This is a genomic window from Candidatus Eremiobacteraceae bacterium (assembly GCA_036511855.1).
Lineage (GTDB): Bacteria > Vulcanimicrobiota > Vulcanimicrobiia > Eremiobacterales > Eremiobacteraceae > JABCYQ01.
The window spans coordinates 1-20,219 of record DATCBN010000095.1; the positions used below are offsets into that span (position 1 = coordinate 1).

19 protein-coding genes are annotated in these 20,219 nt (G+C 58.9%); 11 read left to right on the forward strand and 8 right to left on the reverse strand.

Annotated features, from left to right (window positions below):
* On the forward strand, positions 1-690 hold a 690-nt coding region (locus tag VII69_12310; protein HEY5095889.1), incomplete at its 5' end, for a hypothetical protein.
* A 1,177-nt stretch (positions 691-1,867) separates the two neighbouring features.
* Here VII69_12310 and VII69_12315 read toward each other — a convergent pair.
* Positions 1,868-2,569 carry a DUF4386 domain-containing protein gene (locus VII69_12315; protein ID HEY5095890.1) on the reverse strand — a complete coding sequence of 234 codons (702 nt, stop codon included), beginning with the start codon at positions 2,567-2,569 and terminating at the stop codon, positions 1,868-1,870.
* A gap of 118 nt (positions 2,570-2,687) precedes the next feature.
* Positions 2,688-3,425 carry a 4'-phosphopantetheinyl transferase superfamily protein gene (locus VII69_12320; GenBank protein HEY5095891.1) on the reverse strand — a complete coding sequence of 246 codons (738 nt, stop codon included), beginning with the start codon at positions 3,423-3,425 and terminating at the stop codon, positions 2,688-2,690.
* Between the two features lie 265 nt (positions 3,426-3,690).
* Here VII69_12320 and VII69_12325 point away from each other — a divergent pair, with 265 nt between their 5' ends.
* From VII69_12325 to VII69_12340, 4 genes are read left to right on the forward strand one after another with little or no spacing between them, the layout of a single operon-like run.
* Entirely contained in the window at positions 3,691-5,472 is a 1,782-nt protein-coding gene (locus VII69_12325) for a non-ribosomal peptide synthetase (protein ID HEY5095892.1), read from the forward strand.
* Between the two features lie 7 nt (positions 5,473-5,479).
* Entirely contained in the window at positions 5,480-6,718 is a 1,239-nt protein-coding gene (locus VII69_12330) for a cytochrome P450 (protein ID HEY5095893.1), read from the forward strand.
* Positions 6,715-7,854 carry a hypothetical protein gene (locus tag VII69_12335; GenBank protein ID HEY5095894.1) on the forward strand — a complete coding sequence of 380 codons (1,140 nt, stop codon included), beginning with the start codon at positions 6,715-6,717 and terminating at the stop codon, positions 7,852-7,854. The genes VII69_12330 and VII69_12335 overlap by 4 nt, the downstream gene beginning before the upstream one ends.
* A 25-nt stretch (positions 7,855-7,879) precedes the next feature.
* On the forward strand, positions 7,880-8,164 hold the full coding sequence (locus tag VII69_12340) for a putative quinol monooxygenase (GenBank protein HEY5095895.1): 285 nt from the start codon (positions 7,880-7,882) through the stop codon (positions 8,162-8,164).
* Between the two features lie 9 nt (positions 8,165-8,173).
* On the opposite strand, the gene VII69_12345 is transcribed toward VII69_12340, so the two are convergent.
* Genes VII69_12345 through VII69_12355 form a run of 3 tightly spaced genes read right to left on the reverse strand, consistent with a single transcriptional unit; the run spans position 8,174 to position 10,407 of the window.
* Positions 8,174-8,950 (reverse strand): arginine deiminase family protein, encoded by a 777-nt coding sequence (locus VII69_12345; protein HEY5095896.1) that lies wholly within the window; start codon positions 8,948-8,950, stop codon positions 8,174-8,176.
* A gap of 39 nt (positions 8,951-8,989) precedes the next feature.
* Positions 8,990-9,826: a hypothetical protein gene (locus tag VII69_12350; protein ID HEY5095897.1), complete on the reverse strand. Its 837-nt coding sequence runs from the start codon at positions 9,824-9,826 to the stop codon at positions 8,990-8,992.
* A gap of 53 nt (positions 9,827-9,879) precedes the next feature.
* Positions 9,880-10,407: a hemerythrin domain-containing protein gene (locus VII69_12355; protein ID HEY5095898.1), complete on the reverse strand. Its 528-nt coding sequence runs from the start codon at positions 10,405-10,407 to the stop codon at positions 9,880-9,882.
* 216 nt (positions 10,408-10,623) lie between these two features.
* On the opposite strand from VII69_12355, the gene VII69_12360 reads away from it, so the two are divergent.
* Positions 10,624-12,396, forward strand: a complete 1,773-nt coding sequence (locus tag VII69_12360) for a hypothetical protein (protein ID HEY5095899.1) — start codon at positions 10,624-10,626, stop codon at positions 12,394-12,396.
* A gap of 20 nt (positions 12,397-12,416) precedes the next feature.
* On the opposite strand, the gene VII69_12365 is transcribed toward VII69_12360, so the two are convergent.
* Entirely contained in the window at positions 12,417-13,163 is a 747-nt protein-coding gene (locus VII69_12365) for a transporter substrate-binding domain-containing protein (GenBank protein ID HEY5095900.1), read from the reverse strand.
* Between the two features lie 242 nt (positions 13,164-13,405).
* Between VII69_12365 and VII69_12370 the strand changes: the two genes are divergently transcribed.
* From VII69_12370 to VII69_12380, 3 genes are all read left to right on the forward strand, one after another.
* Positions 13,406-13,606, forward strand: coding sequence for a winged helix-turn-helix transcriptional regulator (locus tag VII69_12370; protein HEY5095901.1), 201 nt, complete (start codon positions 13,406-13,408; stop codon positions 13,604-13,606).
* Between the two features lie 419 nt (positions 13,607-14,025).
* Positions 14,026-15,294: a hypothetical protein gene (locus VII69_12375; protein HEY5095902.1), complete on the forward strand. Its 1,269-nt coding sequence runs from the start codon at positions 14,026-14,028 to the stop codon at positions 15,292-15,294.
* Positions 15,295-15,305: 11 nt separating this feature from the next.
* On the forward strand, positions 15,306-16,589 hold the full coding sequence (locus VII69_12380; protein ID HEY5095903.1) for a hypothetical protein: 1,284 nt from the start codon (positions 15,306-15,308) through the stop codon (positions 16,587-16,589).
* Between the two features lie 50 nt (positions 16,590-16,639).
* Here VII69_12380 and VII69_12385 read toward each other — a convergent pair whose 3' ends face one another.
* Together VII69_12385 and VII69_12390 are read right to left on the reverse strand one after the other, a co-directional pair.
* The gene (locus VII69_12385) at positions 16,640-17,695 is read right to left on the reverse strand and encodes a hypothetical protein (GenBank protein HEY5095904.1); all 1,056 of its coding nucleotides are present in this window, start codon (positions 17,693-17,695) and stop codon (positions 16,640-16,642) included.
* The gene (locus tag VII69_12390) at positions 17,692-18,453 is read right to left on the reverse strand and encodes an HAD-IIB family hydrolase (protein HEY5095905.1); all 762 of its coding nucleotides are present in this window, start codon (positions 18,451-18,453) and stop codon (positions 17,692-17,694) included. The genes VII69_12385 and VII69_12390 overlap by 4 nt, the downstream gene beginning before the upstream one ends.
* A gap of 120 nt (positions 18,454-18,573) precedes the next feature.
* Here VII69_12390 and VII69_12395 point away from each other — a divergent pair, with 120 nt between their 5' ends.
* Both VII69_12395 and VII69_12400 read left to right on the forward strand, forming a co-directional pair.
* Positions 18,574-18,975, forward strand: a complete 402-nt coding sequence (locus VII69_12395; GenBank protein HEY5095906.1) for a hypothetical protein — start codon at positions 18,574-18,576, stop codon at positions 18,973-18,975.
* Between the two features lie 30 nt (positions 18,976-19,005).
* Positions 19,006-19,989 carry an alpha/beta hydrolase gene (locus VII69_12400; protein ID HEY5095907.1) on the forward strand — a complete coding sequence of 328 codons (984 nt, stop codon included), beginning with the start codon at positions 19,006-19,008 and terminating at the stop codon, positions 19,987-19,989.
* Positions 19,990-20,219: the final 230 nt, after the last annotated feature.

Sequence of the window (20,219 nt, forward strand, 5' to 3'; positions counted from 1 at the left end):
GTAACCGTCGGTGCAGTGATAGTTGCCCTCATAACCTTAGGCCTCGTTGCCTGGCAAATCCGCCTGGCGAAGAAGGCTCTGAAGGCCTCCACTGATGCACTCGACTTGGCCAAGGATGAACTTCGAGTAACCAGAGAGTCCAACGATCTAGTTCGCGAGGACTTGGAATTTTCTAGAAAGCAAAGCACCTACTTAAACCGTGCAGCGCGGCTTGTTGTTAGCGCACACGACCGCGATAACGATGTTAGCCACGTCACTCCACGTAACAGCGAACGAAAGGGCTCCTTCTACCAGACGCTCTTACTTACGAACGATGGTGACAAAACAGCACGAGATGCGACTATACTCCTCTGGATACCATCCGAGTTCGATCCTGTAGAGAACTATGACTATAAACACCCGGACCGCGTATTTGGTGAATATGGTTTTAAGTACATCGCAAATGTAGGAGATGAAAGCGGGAAGCGGTATTGGCACATGGCTTACGACGTGCCGTTTCCAATCTACCCCGGAGCCCCACCTCGGATAGTTAATAGGTTTACACTTTGGGCGGCCGTCCCTACGACTGACTTCATCCTTTGGCGCATCACATACGATGATGGAATAACGCCACCGCAGAAATTACCACCGGGGCGTCTCGGAGTAACGACGATCATTTCGCACCGACCTCCTGCCAGTCCGACAATCTAGTCTAAAGCCCAGTCTAGGCCTATGACCGCAACGTCTCCATCAAGATGATTGCGCCCGTTTTGTGCGTGATTCTGTGCGACGGGCGACACGGATTGATGATCCGACGTTGACCTCTTGTTTTCCACGCAAGTGGTGAGTCCGTACCACTTATCGTACCACTTAAGGGGCGTGGATCGGCGAGTAATGGAGAAGGCTGGCGAAATTTCGTCAATCTCGCCAACCCCCGTCTTTGTTGACCTTAGGCCGATTTTACAGCGTTCTGGTGGCAACGCCGGAATCGCCCTTTGGCGAATGGCATGCAAGAGGTCAACGGTTCGAGACCGTTATCCTCCACCATCTCAAACCTTCATCCCGCAAGCGATTGCGGGATTTTAGATTGCGCCTATCGGTTGCTGGATCTGTCTTGTTTGAAGACCAATGAATTTTGAGTGCGATTTGAACGACCCGATTTTGGGTCTATCGGTATGGCTTCCTAGGTTGCGTTCGTAATATCACGGCTGTGGGGACTTCAGAACACTCTTTGCGACAGTTGGTAGACGCGATTGTCGCCAACGACGGCGCGCTTTTTTCTAAACTGATTGGCGAGTCGTCAGCACTTGCGACTGCGAGTTTCCCCAAGGGAGCAACACGGCAGGAGCCGAGCCCCAGCCCTAGCTTTATCAAGGAAATTGGGCACTACATCTATGCCGGCGATACGGCGTTACATTTCGCCGCTGCCTCGTATCGGCACAAGATGGCGGACAAGTTAATAAGGGCGAGAGCCGACGTCCGTGCGAGGAACCGGCGTGGTGCTGAACCGCTTCATGCCGCCGCATTCGGAAGTCCCGGTTCGGCAAGGTGGGATCCGACAGCACAAGCGGCGACGATTGCGTGCCTTATTGAAGCCGGCGCAGATCCGAACGCCCAGAATATGGACGGCGCCACTCCACTGCACCGCGCCGTTCGAACGCGTTGTGCGGGCGCGGTACGTGCTCTTCTCGACCATGGGGCGAATCCAGCGATCCGGAACAAGAACGGTTCGACTGCCATGAATCTGGCCTTGCATACTACAGGACGCCCCGGGTCCGGCTCACCCGAGGCGAAAGTTCAGCAACAAGAGATTCTGCTGTTACTAAAAGCGTATAGAAAATAAGACCGGTCTTCAGGCTATCCGCCGGTTAGCACACGTGCGACTCGATCACGTGGCAGCTATGGCCGGCGGTCGAATTTTTGCGCCCATGATGAGCATCCAGAGCATGATCGCGATCTCTGCGAAAAACAGGGGCTGCGAATACGTGAAAACCGTGTCTTGGTATTGCGGTGCGAACAGTCCCGTCAAGCTGAGGATGGGCCAGGCGAAGCCTTCGGCGATCAGCCATATGCCCAGAAAGCGCGGCAGAAAGCCCGACCGAATCACGAGTATGCCGAACGGGAAGAGCCAGAGCCCAGCAAATATCAAGCTGACGACGTTTCCTTGGGAGTGTAGATGGATGAACAACATTGCGAGCGCGTCGAGCTGCGCCTTCGAGAACACGCCAAGGTAGTCGCTGCCGTTCACGAGCGTCAGCGCCGCGATCCAGTTGAGCGAGTTGAGAAAGTAAATGGGAGTCTGCATCAGCCCTCCCAAGACCACCAGCATTGCAGCGAGGTCCTGGTCGACGCTCTTGAACAGCCGGTAAAGCGCGAACACGAGGAAAAGAAAAACGGTTCCGCTCACCAGATCGCCGAGGATGCCCAGACGAAATACCGTCTCGTGAGCCAAGATGTGAGCGGCGGTCGCGGCGGCGTTATCGCTCACGATAATAGTGTTGGGAACGTATATGAGGCTAAACGGGCCAATAGCGATCAAAAGGAGATAGAGGACTCCCGCGATACGCGCAGCTTTATCGATTGGATGCAACCTTCTTTCTCCTCTGTGACTCCGCTATCGCCGCGAAGCCGCCTTTGTTTCAGTCGACGCGCGCAGCCCCGGTCTAGGGAGACATTCAAACGGAGTTCGGTTGCGCGCGTGGCGGAACCTAGCCCACGCCCGGTAAGTCATCGGCATTCAACCAGTTGACCGTAACGGGCGCCGATTCAGGTCGCTGGCGCACGGCCGCGGCCGCTACATGTCTTGCGCTCGGCCGATGTAAGAATAACGTCCAGCTCCCGATCGGCATTGGCTGATCGTTTTCGCCGAAACTTATGGTCGATCGTTCCGGCGCAGACGCAATCCCCTTTCCGATGCCCTTGAGATATGCTTCCTTCAATACCCATTGCTCGTAGAATCGTTCGTTTCGCCGATCCGTAGGTACACTCTCCAGAAATGATCGCGCCCGCACAGCCAGAAAATGCCGGGCCATTTGGTCGACGTCGACGATGCGTGACGTATCCTCCGCGTCCACCCCCACGTCGCCTGCGCGGGATACCAAGCAAACCACCAGGCCTGCGGTGTGCGCCAGATTAAATCGTAGGGATGTGAATTCGGCCGGTCTCGTGATCTTCGGCTTGCCGTACATGTTCCTGCCAAAACGCCAGTCGGACGGATCGACGCCGGTGTACCGCGACAGCGTCGCGCGACACAACGCTCTCGCCGCGATGTACTCGTGTCGCAACCGTTCCGTTTGAAGTTTTTCCCAGTGCGACCGTTCGTCGCCCGATAACCAGGAGGAGCATCCTTCCTGCAGTCCGCTGGGAGAGATCTCGTCTGGACGAAGTTGCCACGCAACTGCGGTGGCAAGCAGGTCATGCCATCCGGATCTCGCGCTGGGCGTCATACCTTTCCCATTCGCTAGAATTGAACACCACACATCGTGTATATTATTCTAGCTCTATCGCATACGAGATCATCGGCCTTTCGGCTCGTGCCTGCCATAGCGGAAAAGCGTATACTTTAATCCAACGCGCTCGCGCCTGACAATACCAGCCGGTTACAACGCGGCTTTATTCGTGTCGCCCGACCGACAGAGTGAGAATCGTGGACATAAATGACGGCCCTGCGCCGAAGGACCCAGGACGATCGCATCGATCGACGGGCGCTCCGTGATCGCTAATCGCGCCGATTCAATTCCAGCTCGGATCGCTCGCCGCGCGGCGGTCGCGCCCAACCACATCGCTGTTGTGGATGGAACATCTCAGCTGACCTATGGGGAGCTCGATCGTCAATCGAGTCTGTTGGCGGCACGACTGCAGGAAGCCGGCGCGGCGCAAGATCGTTGCATCGGACTGCTGCTCGAGCGCTCGGCCCAGTTCATCGTCTCCGCACTAGCAGTGATGAAAAGCGCAGCCGCTTACGTTCCGCTGGATCCGGCCGCCCCTACTGCTCGAATTGCAGCGATTCTCGCCGACGCTGGGGCGATGGCGCTGTTGACGAATTCGCGCAATATTCGGAGTGCTCCGGCGGGCTCATGGCAGGTGCTGGAAATCGAAAGCCTCGGCAACGCCGGCTCGACCGCTCTCAAAGAATTCGAATCCGATCCGGAGAGTCTGGCCTACGTGATCTACACGTCTGGCTCGACGGGACAGCCCAAAGGCGTCGAAATAACCCATGAAAATCTTGGAAACCTGATCGATTGGCACCGCTCGGCATTCAACGTCACTCCTTTCGACCGCGCCAGCCAAATCGCCAGCGTCGGATTTGACGCGGTCGTCTGGGAGATATGGCCGTATCTCACGTCAGGCGCCAGCGTGCATATCGCTGATGAAGTGACTCGGCGTTCGTCGGAGGCGATTCGCGACTGGATCGTCGCGGAAAAAATCACCATCGGGTTCATCCCGACCGCTCTTGCCGAGCAGCTGCTGCGGACAAGCTGGCCTGTCGAGACCGCTCTGCGCACGTTGCTGACCGGCGGCGATGCACTGCACGGCCGGCCCGTTGCAGGGCTGCCTTTTGTCGTGATAAACAACTACGGCCCGACGGAATGCACTGTGGTCGCGACCTCAGGGACTGTGTCGCTGGACGGGGATTCCAGCAGCCCGCCATCCATTGGACAGCCGATCGCGAACGCAATAGCCCTGATCCTCGACGACGCGTTGGAACCGGTCGCACCCGGTGAAGCCGGTGAACTCTGCCTCGGCGGCGCGCTCGTCGGCCGAGGTTACCGGAACCGCCCGGAGCTCACCGCGAGCCGATTCGTCACCTACAGTTCCGCATTTGGGGACCGTCAGCGCATCTATCGGACCGGCGATCGCGCTAGACTATTGGAGAACGGCGAAATCGCATTCATTGGCCGCATAGACGATCAGGTGAAGATCCGCGGTTTTCGCATCGAACTCGGTGAGATCGTGGCGTCCCTGAACAGCTTCGCCGGGATTGAAGCCAGTGCGGTTTCGGTGCGCGATATCGGCGACGGCGCGCCCACGCTAGTCGCCTATGTCGTTCCCGGCCGCGATACGGTTCTTACGAACTCCGCACTCCGTGAATTTCTCACCGCCCGCCTGCCCGACTACATGGTCCCAGCATTTTTTGTATCACTTCCCGAGCTGCCGACGCTGGCCAACGGAAAGTTTGATAAGTCTTCCCTCCCGGCGCCTAGCATAGAGAATCTATTGCCGGACAGGGCACCTTCGAGCGATCCCACCGATGGAAGCAACGCGTTGCAACATCGTATTTCAGCATTGGTCGCTTCCATGCTTGGCCGGCCGTCGATAGAACCTGAGGAGAACTTTTTCATGGTGGGCGGCCACTCCATGCTTGGTGCAGAGCTCGTCGCGCGGATTCGTGAAACGTTCGGAGTAAATCTTACGCTTCGCCAACTGTTCACGTCGCCTACCGTCGCCGCGCTGTCCGCCGAAGTCGCACAATTGACAAAGGCGGCACAGTAGGAACGAGATGTCCAACGAGTTGTCCACAGTCCCGCTGAGCCTCTACCACCTGCTTGATCCGGAGGTGCTGGCGAATCCATACCCGCTTTATCGCCGACTCCGCACTGAGGACCCCGTTTATTGGGACCCCTACCTCCACGCGTGGATCGTCACACGATATGCGGATGTCGTCACCGTCCTCACATCCTTTTCGGCAGACCGCGCACCCACGCCCGAGTTCTTCGAGGCATTGAACGCACCCGAAGTCAGCCCGATCGCCAAAGTGATGGGCAAGCAAATGCTATTCATGGATCCGCCGGCGCACGCTCGCCTGCGAAAACTGGCCGCACCGGCCTTCATGCCGGCGCGCGTGCAAGGTCTGCGCGATCACATCTGCGAGATAGCGACGAAGCTGATCGATGAAATCGTCGCGCGCGGTACAGGACGGATGGATCTGCTCGCCGATTTCGCGGAACCGCTTCCTGCCATCGTGTCGGCCGAGATGCTGGGCGTACCTTCGGAAGATCACGTGAGACTGAAGGATTGGTCCTCGACGTTTGCCGAGATGCTCGGAAACTTCCAGCACAACCCCGACCGGCTTGACGGTGTGCTGCGCGCGCTCGACAATCTTACGGCTTACTTCAACGACGCCATCGTCGAGCAGCGGAGTAGACCACGCGCTGGGTTGGTTCATACGCTGATGTCCAGCGAGGTGGACGGCGATCGCCTGACCGACGAGGAAGTCGTCGCAAACTCCATCGTCACCATGGTCGGAGGACAGGAAACCACCACCAACCTGATCGCAAACGGCATGCTTTCGCTGTTGCGCGATCCGGATCAATTGGCGCGCCTCCGCAGCGACGACCAGATCATGCCGGCCGCGGTCGAGGAACTGCTTCGGTATGAAAGCCCAAGTCAGCATACCGCGCGTCTGGCGCCGGACGACGTCGTGCTCGGTGGGAAGCGAATTTGCAAGCGCGATGCGGTGATCGCGGTGATGGCCGCCGCTAACCGGGACCCTGAGCGGTTTCCCGACCCGGATCGACTGGACTTCGATCGGCCGGACAACCGCCATCTCGCGTTTGGATGGGCGGCCCATTTCTGTTTCGGTGCGCCGCTAGCCCGGCTCGAAGCACGTATCGCCTTCGAAACGCTCCTCCGCCGGTTCCCCACCCTTCGGCTCACCGGCGAACAACTCGTCTGGCGTGAAAACCTGGGGTTGCGCGGGATGCGGTCCCTTCCGCTCTTGTACGAGACCTGCGCGTGAGCGCCGGCGTCGGCAAATCCCCATTCTCGAAACTTGAGACGTTATCGGCCCCACATATTCGCCCCGCACGATTTGAAGACTACGATGATATCGCGCACCTCGCGTCGGCGCATTCGCTAAAGACCTTACCGCAAGACGACTGGCGAAGCATGTGGCTCGATAACCCGCTTTGGCCGCGGCTCGGCAATGATTGGCAGATCGGGTGGGTTCTTGAGACCACGACGAGTGAGATCGTGGGCTCAGTATTAAACGTTCCGTCGCTCTACAGGTTTCGGGGACGAGAACTCATCTGCGGAAATGGCCGCTCCTGGGCCACCGCTTCGGAATACCGCGGCTATGCTCTTTGGCTAATGGAAGAATATTTCAATCAGCCGGGCGTCGATCTGTTCATCAATACCACCGTCGGCCCGATGGCAGCTCGATTGATCGATCGCCTCTCAGCCCGCATCCCGCAGGGTGATTGGGCGACGGGTTCGACGTGGGTGACCGGATACGTCGAGTTCGCACGACAAAGATTGCGGCTGCGACACGTACCGCTCGCCGATTTGTTGGCCTATCCCGCCGGTGGGGTACTCTGGTTGAAGCATGCGATCCGAAAGAAACCTCTTCCAAACTTTCCTCGCGCCGTGTTCGTCGAATCCGCGGAGTGCTTCGATTCTCGGTTCGATGCATTCTGGGACGAGCTCGTCCGTCAGAATCCGGATAAATTAATGGGAGAACGAAACTGCCGTGCGCTTTCGTGGCATTTTGCCATTCCCATGCGCACGAGTCGATTGTGGATTTTGACCGCATCTCGAAACCGCCAACTCCGCGCATATTGCATCCTCGTCCGCACGGGGGATGGCCGGCAAGTGGATTTTGTCGACTATCAGACCATCGAGCCAGATATCGATTTCCTTCCCGGGTTGCTTCACGCCGCGCTGAGACGATGTGCGAAAGAGGGCGTGTATATTTTGCGAAATCTCGGACGCGGCGTGCCCAAGATGCGAGTCCTCGACGATTGCGCGCCCTATCGCAACGAGCTCTCGAACTGGAGATTCTTCTACCGCGCAGCCGACCCGGATTTGGACGCGGAACTACGTGCCGCGCGCTTTTGGGACCCCTCGGTGTATGATGGAGACGCGAGCTTCAAGTAGATCCGAGTAACCAAAGGAAAACAATATGCTCATTCAACTAGTCCACTATACGTTCGCTCCCGAAGACGCGGACAAAGTCGAAACGATATTGCGAGAGTTGCGCGATGCCTCCCGCGAGGAAAAAGGCGTGACCACCTTCGACGTCGCTCGAAGCCAAGAGAAGCAGAACGTGTTCGTGCTGTGGGAAGCGTATCGCGATAGAGTGTCTCTGGATGCTCACATCGCGACGGAGCACTTCAAGCGGCTCGTGATAAATGGCGTGCGGCCGCTGGCGCAGGAACGGGTCGCAGAGATGCTCTTCCCGATCTGACCACACCCGCTAGAAGCGCAGCGAGAGGCAACTGAGCCCGCCATCCATTTTCTGGAACTCGGAAACGTCGATGAGCTCGAGGGTGTAACCGAGGCTACCGAGTGCGTGGGCGAGCCTAGGATACCCCGCGGGCACGAGCACTCGGTCGTTGATGCGAATGCAGTTCGACGCGTATGCCTCTTCGGGAACGACGGGCACGAGCCGGTATCGTCGAAATGCGGGGTGGCCCGATAGGTCGCCGCCGGCAACGATGGTGTCATCGCCGAGATATGCAAACCCGCTCTTGAAATGCAGCAGCGACTCTAACTCGCGGACGTCGATGATCGTCGATGTGCGGCCGTTGACCGAGAGCCAGCGAGCGAGTTGCTCGGCTCCGTCGGCGTTCGTCCGCTCCGAAAGTCCGATGAAGAAATGTCCGTCTGCGTCGCAGACGTCGCCGCCGTCGAGCGTTGCCGGCGCCGAGATTTCATCGACCGACAACCCGCATTGCGACAGGGCATCCCGAATGAGATCGACTTCGCCTCGTCGGCTTTGGGCGCCCGGCCTCGTGAGCATCGCCGCGGATCCCGTGACGACGGCGACGTCCTCCACAAACGTCGCGTCGGGAAAATCTCTCGACTCCGCGAGCTCAGTGACGCGCAGACCGGCGCGCGCCAACGCGTGCCGGTACGCCTCGTGTTGTTCGCATGCTTTGTTGAAATCGGGTGGGCCAAGGGCTCCCGAGGTTAAGCCGTTCGCGAAGGTGTCGGCCGGCGGGCGAACGATGGCGCGCGTGAACGTCGGCATGCGCGGCGCGTTCTCGCCGCTCCCTTGGCGCCCCTGTAGCTAGTATAAGTATTGCTTCATGCAATAGACGCTTCCGCCGGATTTGCGGAATTCGCCCGTATCCACCGCTCTCACAATGTAGCCAAGCGATTTCAGCATCGCGATCGTCTTTTGCGCTGCGCAGTCGATGACAATGGATCCGTCGGCACCCGTCGCGGCGTTCGCGGCCATGGAAAGCGCCTCGTCCAACTCGATTCGCAGCAGTCGCTTGAAGCGGTTCTGCAATTCGCCGAGTCCGCTCTGATCGAACGCTTCGGCGACGATCAACGCGGTATCTGAATCGACCGCACAAAGGGCGGTGTCGAGATGGTAAAAGCGCTCGTCGGCCAAGCGCAGAGGCACAATTTCCGCTTCAAAGACCCGCGCGAGGACCGGATGTGACGCGGCATCGGAGCGCCATCCGTAGCCTGCATACAGCACGTGTCGACCCGGGTGCCACACAGCGTCTCCTCCGCCTTCGAAACACACCGAGGGCGGGATGCTTGTGTCCACCGTATAGCCGAGTTCCGTGAGTCGCCCGACGATCGCCGGAACCTCGACCTGGCGCGACGGAAACCTCATGCGGCTCGCGACCGCCGCCCGGTCACCGCTGCGATTCAGGCCGGCCAGCGCCGGGTTCGCGGAAAACACCATATCCTCGGCGCCCGGCAGCGGCGCATATTCGTGCACCTGCAATCCTGTCGCCTCAAACGTTTGCCGAAGCGACAGCCACTGCTGCTTCGCTACTTCACGATCGACCAGAGACTCCATGGTCATGAACGGATTCTTGCGGTCGACGACATCGAAATATGTGGGCGGACAGACCAGGATTCCAGTTGGTGTATATTTGGGCGGCACTCGATCGGAATTCGGCTGCGCGCATATCGGGACCTAGTGCCGCGACTTCCGGCCTAGATTCCGTTCATCCGCCGCATGGTCGGGCCTACGTTGAGTTCCTCATAGTCGAGATGCTCGAGCAAGCGTTCACTCAGAACGCTCAGCGTGTCGCTGATGCTTCGCCGCACCGCGTCGCTATCGATCTTGGTGATGATGTCGGCGCCTTCTTCTACGGCGTCCAATAAATCGGATACCTTGCGATGGTCCTCCTCAAGTTTGTCAACCACCTGATTGAGGGCTGGATTCACCGCTCGCAGAGACGGGAAGAAGGCGGCGTCTTCGAGATTGTGGTGCGAGTGCACAAAGCGGCAGTAGCGCAGACACCCCACTTTGAGCTGCCACAATTTGCCGTCGCGTTTGAGGTTCCTAATTTCTGCGGAGATCTCGTGTGCCGGCATGCTTGTCGCGACGTCGGCCGCGAGCTGCCGCACAGTTGCAAGGTCTCGGCGTATCATACCGTGTATCGACAGGAGCTCTTGATAGAGCGCCTGCCCGATCTGGGTTTCCGGGTTCTCTTCGAAAGTGCCCACGCGCGATACCAATCGTCCCTTCCGCGACGCCGGGGACATTTAAGTATAGCGGATTTGTTTGGATTCCGCTATTGGACGACGATGCCGTTGGGCCGGTCGGTACTCGGATAAACCGATGGCGGGAAAGCGGGTGATCGCGATTGCGACGCCAAACACTGTTCCATGCGACGGCACGTAGTAAAGCTACGGACAGCGTTGGCATTTGCGACGTTTGCGAGCGTCGTCATAGTGCTCGCTGGCTCAAATGCGAGCGTTGCGCGCTTGCCATTTCCGAATCCATTCGGCAACGCGCAGGACGTCGCCGTTCGTGCAGCACTTTCGGAGTTTGGAAAAACAGTCGGCGATCAGGTGCCGATCGTCTTGTCGCCCTCCGACGCATTCCCCACCTCCGCGCTGCCCGGCGCGCCTTTTGTTCCGCGGGGCGCTCCCAATCTCACGGCGCCACTGCGCGCATCGACCGACGGAACGGTGGCGCTCCCGCCGGGAGATTACGCTTTCACCGTCGACGTCTTTTGCATGAAAGCGACCGCGGGTAGCCCGAGCGCCCATCGCTATCTCGTCGCACCGCTGCACGGGTCGGCAGCAGACATCTTTCGCGCGCTCAATTCGCGGGCTCCGTCGTACTCGCTCGACCATCACGCGCTACAGGTGTTGTCGTGGAACATTCAAGCGGGTCTTGCGTACGGCGCGATGCAGGCGCCGCAGCGCGCGATCGTCGACAAGGTCATTCCCGATTTTCGATCGCGTTTGAACGGCGACGTGTACACCCGCATCCAGGGGCAGTACGATCAAGTTGCATCAAAAGTGCCCGGCATGCCATCGTTCAACGATGCGTTAGGACGGATCGGCCCGGCCGGCCAGGCCGTTCTCGCGATGCAGACCTTGCGCCAAGAGATGGCGCAGCCGCCCCCCACGTTCGAGCAGCTCGCTCGAGAACTCATTCCTGAGATCCCGCTCGAGCCCGGCGGGTCGGCACCGACACCCTGGAGCCGCTATTCCGACCGCGTCTACGTTCGCTTTGTCACGAGCGGGAATTACGCCACACCCGGCACCTATCAAGTTCGTGTTCTTCCGGCGCAGCTTGTCAGCAGCACACAACTGATCGGACTTGGATCGCCCACCGCGCCTGCCAACGTTCCGTTTGCGAACATCGTGAACAATCCGGGGACGCCGTCGGTTCAACCGCTGACGCAGGCGCCTCAACCGGGGACTCCAGGGCACAATCCGTCACCGTCGCCCTCTCCCACGCCGACGGCGACGATCACGTCGCAAACAGTCGCGAAAGTTCCCGCCGACCGAACGCGGTTGACCGTAGGTGTCGGCGAACAAGTGAGGTTGACGTTTTCCGGCGGCAGTGCGAATTGGTCGATTTCGGGCGGCCAAGGGACCGTCACGCCCAGCGGCAAGACCAGCATCTACTCTGCAAGCATCATGCCTGCGACCGAGACCATCGTCGCCGTCGACACGGTGGATTCAGCGACGGCAACCATAACGTTCAACGTCATCGCGCCAAGTGGGCTGCTGTTCGAGCGCGTCCCCGGAACCACGCTTCATCACAAGCTGGGTTGGCCCGACATTGGGTTTTCCGCGAAGGTCTACTTACAGCCCGAAACGGTTTCGTTCGAATACATCGGCGTACGCGAAGATGAAGCCTTTTATGCGGCTACGGGCTACTACTCATGGGAGAACGGTCTGTCTCACGGCGCGGCCACGAGCGCCGAGGTTGTCTCATCTCTCGTCGCCGGAAAGGGATGGTTACTCGCGGAAAAAGATGATGTCTGGTCGGGCCGGCAACCCGCTACCCCGCCATTCGCGCCCGGTCACGAGACCGTGAACATCCCGTGGGAATACGATGCCGCCGCGGATGGAAACGCAGGTCCATTCCACGTTTTCGCGCACGTGACGCAAAACTGCGAGTTGGAAAACGACCATTCGACGATAACCGCGACGAAGGGCGCCGCAACCATTAAGCTGTTCGTTTCAAGCTCGGATTATTATTGACGCGCCATGACCGCGCAACATCAATGAGCATTCGACCACTTGGCCTCGATACGCCGCAAGGTCCCATCTGCGCGAATCGCGGCAAAACCCGCATCGAATCGCTTCAAGAGGTCCGCGTGCCTGCCACCGGTCGCCGCGAGACCTAATGACAACTGCGTGAACATCCTCGTCGGCACGGTGATCTTGTGTGCGAACGACTCTGCCACCACCCACGCACCTTCCTGGATGTTCAACGCCGCCGCATCGGCCTGACCCCGGACGACTTGATCGAGGCTCATCAAGTATTCGCTGGTCATGCTCGTCGATTTGTTCGTCGATACGACCTTTACGTTGGGAAAGTTCTGCTTAATGAAGCTCACGAACGGCCCGGCTTCGGGAGTGATGACGGTATTGCCTGACAATGCCGTAAGGCCGGAGGGTGTTGGTTTTGGCGCACGAACGAAAAGGCCGCCGCCAGTCACGAGAAACGCGCTCGTGAACACGTACCGCCCTGGGATGATCGGCGCCGGCGCGATTGCATCGGCTGTGCCATCCGTCAATGTCGTCCGAAGTTGCGCTGGCGACTCCGGCACGAACACGATGGCAATACCCTCGCGCGTGGCGGCGGCGCGAAGAATATCCGCCGCCAGCCCCACCGTCTTGCCGTCCTGAACATAGATGAATGGCGCCAACTGCGCCGGGTGCGCCACGCGCACAGTATCGGCTGCGGCAGGGACCGCCGCCGACAGCCAAAGGAACGCCACCGCTGTCACTACTCGGCCTGTCATTTCGCCATCGCCTCCAGAAGGATTGAGCCGTCAATCCGGACGCCCTTCATCTTCGTTTATAATTGCATAAGCCGCAAGTACGCACATAGTTGTGCAGTAGTATAGATAAGGATACCGGCGATGCGTCGATCCGTTCCACGAGCGAGACCCTATCCCAAATGTCCGGTCGAACAGACCCTCGATGTCGTCGGGGGACGCTGGAAGGCCATTTTGCTTTTCCACCTGCTGACCACGCCGGGCGGATGCTCACGCTGCAATTGCGCGAACTCGAACTAGACGGATGCATCGAGCGCAAAGTCTACCCGCAGGTGCCGCCAAAGGTTGAATATTCGATCACGCCGTTCGGGAGCACGCTTGAACCGGTCGTGAAGGCGCTGTGCTTCTGGGGAGTGGAGCATGCGGCCGATGTGCCTCATGCGATTGAAGAGCGCGCCGCGGTCTAGCCGCCGCGAGATCTCATGCGCACAGTGAAACGGCGTTCCGTATTTCACGCGCGAGATTTCGATTTGCGCGCGCGATGTTTAGAGAATATTACCTACTCTCGCATTTCTGTCGTCATATGAACATAATCTGAACAATCTACTTCGGCCTTAATTCCGTCTCGACGGCAGTTCGCGAAGTTATCCGCGGCATTTCGAGTCAACATTCTGTGCTGCACGGTCGCAAAACAAAACTTCGTTCGCGTCGCCCGTTCCCGAACATCTTGGTGCGAAATGCCCATATCGCGCCGAGGGGAATCTCCGGACTGCGCGAGAACGAAGGGTCCGACGTTCCCTGGTCACATCTGGGTCCGCGTGAATTGTCAGCGATGCCTCGTTTGAGGCTGTCGGGCATTTCCGTAAGCGTGCAAGAAAGGTTTGAGATGCGCGATAAGCTTCTGTTCCTCGCAATTTCGGCGCTCATCATGGCTGGTTGCAGTAGTCACCAAACGCTGCCGGCTAACAATGGTGCGAGCGCGACCTCGCAAGGTCACTCTGTCGGACATGACGTCCGGCAAACCGGCGAGAATCCTGTGCAATGGCGACGCTTCTTCTGGGGCTCAGTCTCGGCACCGTACTATCCGACAATCATCGCCGCGAGCGACGGCAACCTCTGGTTCGACGACTACTCCGGAACGCAGCTGATTCGCATGAACATGACGGGCAACGTCAAGCGCTTCCCGCTGGCTGCATTCAACCCCACGTCGTTCGTCCAGGGCCACGACGGTAAGTTCTACCTCGGCGACGCGAACATCGGCACCCTTGACATACTCACCACCACCGGCGTGGAAACGAAGATCACGATTCCGAGCGGCGACAAGATCGGCTACGACACCATGATCCTCGGACCCGACAACAACGTTTGGTTCACAGAGAACGCGCACGTCGGACGAGTCAATACGAGCGGCACCATTAAGGAATTCGTCTACTCCGATGCCAACACGGGCAACAACACCGGCGAAATAGCCGTTGGACCCGACGGCAATCTGTGGGCGACCGAGACTAACACCTCGAGCATCGACAAGATCATTCCCGCCACAGGCGCGATGACGAACTTCCCGATGGGCTGCAGCCCGAACGGCATCGTCACCTCGCACGGCAGTCTCTGGGTAGCCTGCACGAATCAAACCCTCAATCAAGTGACGACCGCGGGCGCCGTGACGCCATTCTTCAACGGGTTCAACTTCGCGAGCTCCGGCAAGTTCCTTACCGTCGGTCCGGACGGAAATCCGTGGTTCGGCACTGGCAACGGAAACGAGATCGGCGAGTTCGATCCGACGACAAACCAGATGTCGTACTACTATCCGCCGAACAACTACGGCACGAGCAACGGTCTGACGACCGGACCCGACGGCAACGTTTGGTCGGTCGACTCGACCTCGCGCACCGTCAACATCTACATTCTCAACACCATCAGCGTGGCTCCGGCATCGATCTCGTTCACAGGCAACGGCCAGACCAAGACGATCGTAGTCACAGAGCCCGGAACAACCTCATGGACAGCGACCACCAACAAGTCGTCGGTCGCAACGGTGGTCCAAGCCTCACCGGCGTCCAATTTCACCGTAACCTCTGTTGGCTCGGGCTCGTGTAAGATCATTGTTACCGACGCCAAGGGCAACAGTTTCGCAGTGCACGTGACGGTGCAGTAGGAGAGATGAACATGCGTAAATATCTAATCTGCATCGCCGCTTCGTGTTTCGTGCTCGCCGGTTGCAGCGGCCACCAGGCGGCCCCGGCGCCGGGCGCCGGCAACACGCAGTCGGGCCACGCGTTCAAACCCGACGTGGTGCAAAACGGAAACTCGCCCATATTCTGGACCCAATTCCCGTGGGGCGACACGAATGTCGCGAACCAGGTCAACGGAATCGTCACGGGTTCCGACAAGAATGTTTGGTACACAGACTACAACGGCCATGCGCTCATAAAAATGCAAATGACCGGACACGCGACATTGTTTCCCCTCACGTTCGGCACCAACACCAACTTCTATCCCGGCAACCTGACGGTCGGAAAGGATGGCAAATTCTACATCGGCGCGTACGGCAATCCAGGATTCCTCGGCGTTGCGACGACTTCCGGAAGCTTCTCAGTGAAAACGATACCGAGCGGCGACTTGAGCGCAGCCGGAAGACTGACGCTTGGTCCTGACGGCAACGTCTGGTTCACAGAGCAAGCCCACATTGCCAAGATCACGACCAGCGGAACGATAACCGAGTTCGCATATGCGGACGGAAACGTATCGAACACATACGGAGCCATCGCCACCGGTTCCGACGGCGATCTCTGGGTGACTGAATACAACGACAACGTGATCGACGACGTCGACCCCTCGGACGGCAGCATGACGCAATATCCCTTGCCCTGCGCGCCCATCGGTCTCGTCTCGGCTAAGGACGGCAATCTGTGGGCCCCGTGCAACAACAACTTATTGATTCGAATCACGACGAGCGGCACGGTCACTTCGGTGCAAAATTTCTTCGGCACCGACGGATACCCCGGCGGCTTTACGCTGGGTCCTGACGGGAACCCGTGGTACACGACATCCAACCACAACATGATCGCCACGTTCAACATCGCGAAGAATCAGCTCAACGTCTTCTTCCCGCCCACTGCACAAGGTAACAGTTATGCATTGACCGCGGGACCGGACGGAAACATGTGGGCGAACGACAGCCTCGGCAAAACCGACATCTACATCATCAACCCGCTGGGCGTGTCGCCGTCGTCCGTCACGTTCCACGTCGGCAACACTCAGAATCTGACCGTCACGGAAAAAGGCACAACGGCCTGGACTGCGACGAGCTCGAATCCGGGCGTGGCCAGCGTAGCCCAGGGAAGCCCGTCCAACAAGTTCGTGCTAACCGCGAACGGTCTCGGAAACACCACGGTCACGATCAAAGACGCGATCGGCAATTCATTTGCCGTGAAGGTCAAAGTCGACTGACCAACACCGACCGACGCACGAAACGGCCGAGCGATGCTCGGCCGTTTCTTTTACCGGTGGATTGTCGGCAATTGGCTCGGCGGTGTGATCCGTGCGGCGGCGATCACGGTATCTGCGGCGCCGTAATAGACGTCTAGACGTCCGTCCGTGCGCAGATCGGTGGCAGTTGGAAACACGACGTCGGCAACGATCCCATTCCGCTCGTAGTCGGTCTGAGGCTCGATAATCGGCGTTGGCGTGCGGTAGAGAACTTGCGACGGCCGGTCGAAATCGAGGATGGCCGCGCCCACGCTATAATTCGAGCGGCCTTGCGCGAACGAGACCGCGTGATAGAGCAAGAGCCATCCGTATGAAAGCCGTACGGGCGGCGCACCCGTGCCCACTTTGCTCGATTCCCACGACTGTTCGGGCGCCATGACCCGTTCGTGCCTACGGACTGAAGCCAACGTCGCGATGTCTGCCTGGACCGCTTCGACGGCGACGTATGAAATCCAGATATGTTCGAGCGTCTCCTCGCCGCTCGGCGGCCTTGTCACGTCGGGGCCTTGCGAATCGATGCGCACACGCGTAGTCGGCCGGTGCAATATCCCAAGCGACGGCACTCCTTGCGGATCCAAGACCACTTCCGGGAGAAACGCAGCATCTTTGTTTCCACATTCGTTGAGATCGGGGCCGGTCGCTAGCGCCTCATATCGCAACGGACCCAGGCGCTGCCACGCTACCAAGTCCTCGGAAATCGCCACCGCTATCCGCGGTTCGTGAGGGACATACGCCGTATACGTCATGACGTAACGTTTCAGAACCTGTATATAGACGACCCGCGGATCTTCGCAGCCGCCGCCGTTCGGGCCGACTTCGTACGGCTCGGATGGTTCCAGCGCCATTTCGAGGCCCTCGACACCTACCGGCGTGTCGCCCTCGAAGCGCATGCGCGCACGCGCAATCCGGGAAAAATTCCCTTCCGCGACAAGGCGCGGAAAAAGGTGCATGACGCCATCTGTGGAGCGAACGCCGCCGGGGTTGAGCACGCCCCAAGCTTCGCGCTGATCGTTCGGATTCGGCCGCATGATCACGCCAAGCCGCTCGACCGCAAAATCGTTCGTCATTGAGTCTGAGCCGCGCCTCCCAAGCAGGCGATGATCGCCTCGATCACGCGTTTCGTCTCGTCCGGATCCCTCACTTGGATGCAGACCGCGCCGGTCTCTCGAGCCGGATAGTCGTTGCCGCCTGGGAACAGAGCGTCGCCGACATAGATCATGTCTTGAATAGGGATGCCGAGAATGTCGCGCAGTTTTCTGATCCCGTAGGCTTTGTCGATCCCTGGAAGTGTGACGTCGATCGAGGTCGTGCCGCCGAGGCGAACCGAAAATTCAGGAAGGAGGACATCCAGAATCGCTTTTATCTTCTGACGCTTTGAAAAATCGGGATCCCACTTTTTCTTCTCGTCCAATGGAGCCTGCTGGCCCAACGCCGAATACGTGATCTGGCTTTCCCGGTCTTCGATCACGTCTCCCCAAGTCTGTTGCACTTGAAATCCTGCCGAAGCGACCGCCTCGTTCAAGGCGGCGGTGATCTTCTGCTTTTGAGCGTCGGTAAGATCTTCAGAATAAAGCTTTTGCCACCCGTCTTTATACTGCAAGAATCGTGTTCCGCAAGTCGGCAGCAAAGACAAATCGCCAAGATGGGAACTCGCCGGAAAATGGGCGAGAAGTTGGCTTTCAAATTGGGGAAGATCGCCGCCGGAGATGACCGCGACTTTCACCGTTCCGAGAAGCGCGGTGAGAAGAGTTGCCATTTCCGCGTCGATCGCAGCTTTGCTTTCCGCAATGGTCCCGTCCAGGTCGAAAACAATGAGTTGTTTCATCCGCGCTGGGCTTCTCCGCCACGCGGGCTTCTGCTTTTTACATCGGCAAATCCCGTAGGAACACGTCGTCTATGTGAAAAAAGTGCCGAGAACTTCTGGGCTCGCCGCGGAGGTTTCTTCATGGTCTTTCAGATCTACAGCGACCGCAAAGTTTTGGCCTCGGCTCTCCACTTTCAATTGGCGGCCATCGACTTCACCGTCTTCCAAGATTCGAGCAAGCACCTTCCCGTTGGGCTTTCCCTGGCGATCGATGTGCGAGTGGCCGGCGCAGTGGCCACGCAACCCTTCAAGCAGCCGCTGGCGGACGGAGACATCACGCTCAATTTCGTCGTGCCGGGCGCGGGCACGTTGCGCGGTTCGCTTCAATCGGTGCAACCTGCGAATGTCGACGGCAAAACCGCGGGGGTGTCCTGGGCCACCGCTTCGGCGGTGAGCTTTGCCGTCACCGCGATCGGCGGCAAGGTCTCCATCGACATTGCTCACACGACAATCGTCGCGCCGCTTCACTTGGCGCAAGGTTGAATCAATCGCGACGGAAGAGGAGGATCAGGCATGTCGCACGTCATCACGATTCCGATCAACGAGAATGGAATCATATTCGACTCAGACATGAACACGGTGGTGCAAGAGGCGATCGCCATCCATCCGTTCGGTTTTCAAGACGTCTTCGTGTACTCCCACGGCTGGTCAAACGATGCCAACCGGGCTCTTGACGAATACAACCGCTTCAGCGTCGATCTCGCGAAGCAACTCCTCATCCTCGGCGCGGCGCAGCCGCCGGTTTTCAAACAGCCTCCGAGAGCTTCGCTGAGCGTTGGCATCCACTGGCCATCGGAGATCACCGAAGACGCGAACAGCCCGCTTAACGCATTGCAGCTCTTCACGTTTTACACGATGGAGCACCGCGCCGATTCGGTCGGCAAGAACGCCGTGTATTCCATGCTTCGATTGATGCTGCAAGCCCGTGCGGGCTCGGGCTCGCCGCTTCGCATCGCCCTTCTCGGCCACAGCTTCGGCTGCAAGGTGGTGTGTGCCGCACTTCAAGACCTGCAGACGGACATCGCCAACAACACGATTGCGGTCGAACCCGGCACGTCGTTCAACGCAGTCCTATTGGAGCCGGCCACGGATAACGACAATCTCGAACCTGGGGACATCTACGGCGATGTATGCCAGTTGGCTAACCTGAGAGTATTGATGTCCAAATCGTCGCAAGACGTGGCCCTCACGAAGTGGTTTGTGGACGCCGGCCGGTTGGCGAACCTGTTCAAAGCGCCGCGGCAGGCGCTTGGCGCGGCAGGTCCGACGCCGGCGACCGTTCAGGCATTTGGGGGCGCCTCGAACCTGTCCGTCGATCAGGGCTTCACCACGACCGACGCGATCGGGCTTCCGAATAGATTGATCGTGGCCGACTTATCGCCCGTGCACACCGCGCGAAAAGCCCAGAACCTCTACGATGGCGGATTCGCCGGCAGTCATTCCGATATCAATTTCGCCGAGATCTACTTCATGATCGCCGGATTCCTATTCGGATGACATGCGTCGCGTGAGTTCACGGATCGATGGTCGCCGCTGGCAATCGTATAGATGGGAAGTAAGAGCGCACCGTAACCCGGTCATCGCAGCGGACCGACGGTTGTGGCCCACCAGAGCTGATATTTCCAATCGGGTCCGACACCGGGGACCATCTGGTCCTCGGTGTTGAAGATAAGCCCGGTCGCGTTTCGCTCGTTCACTTGGCGAACCGCCAGCCACTCCAAGTCCAC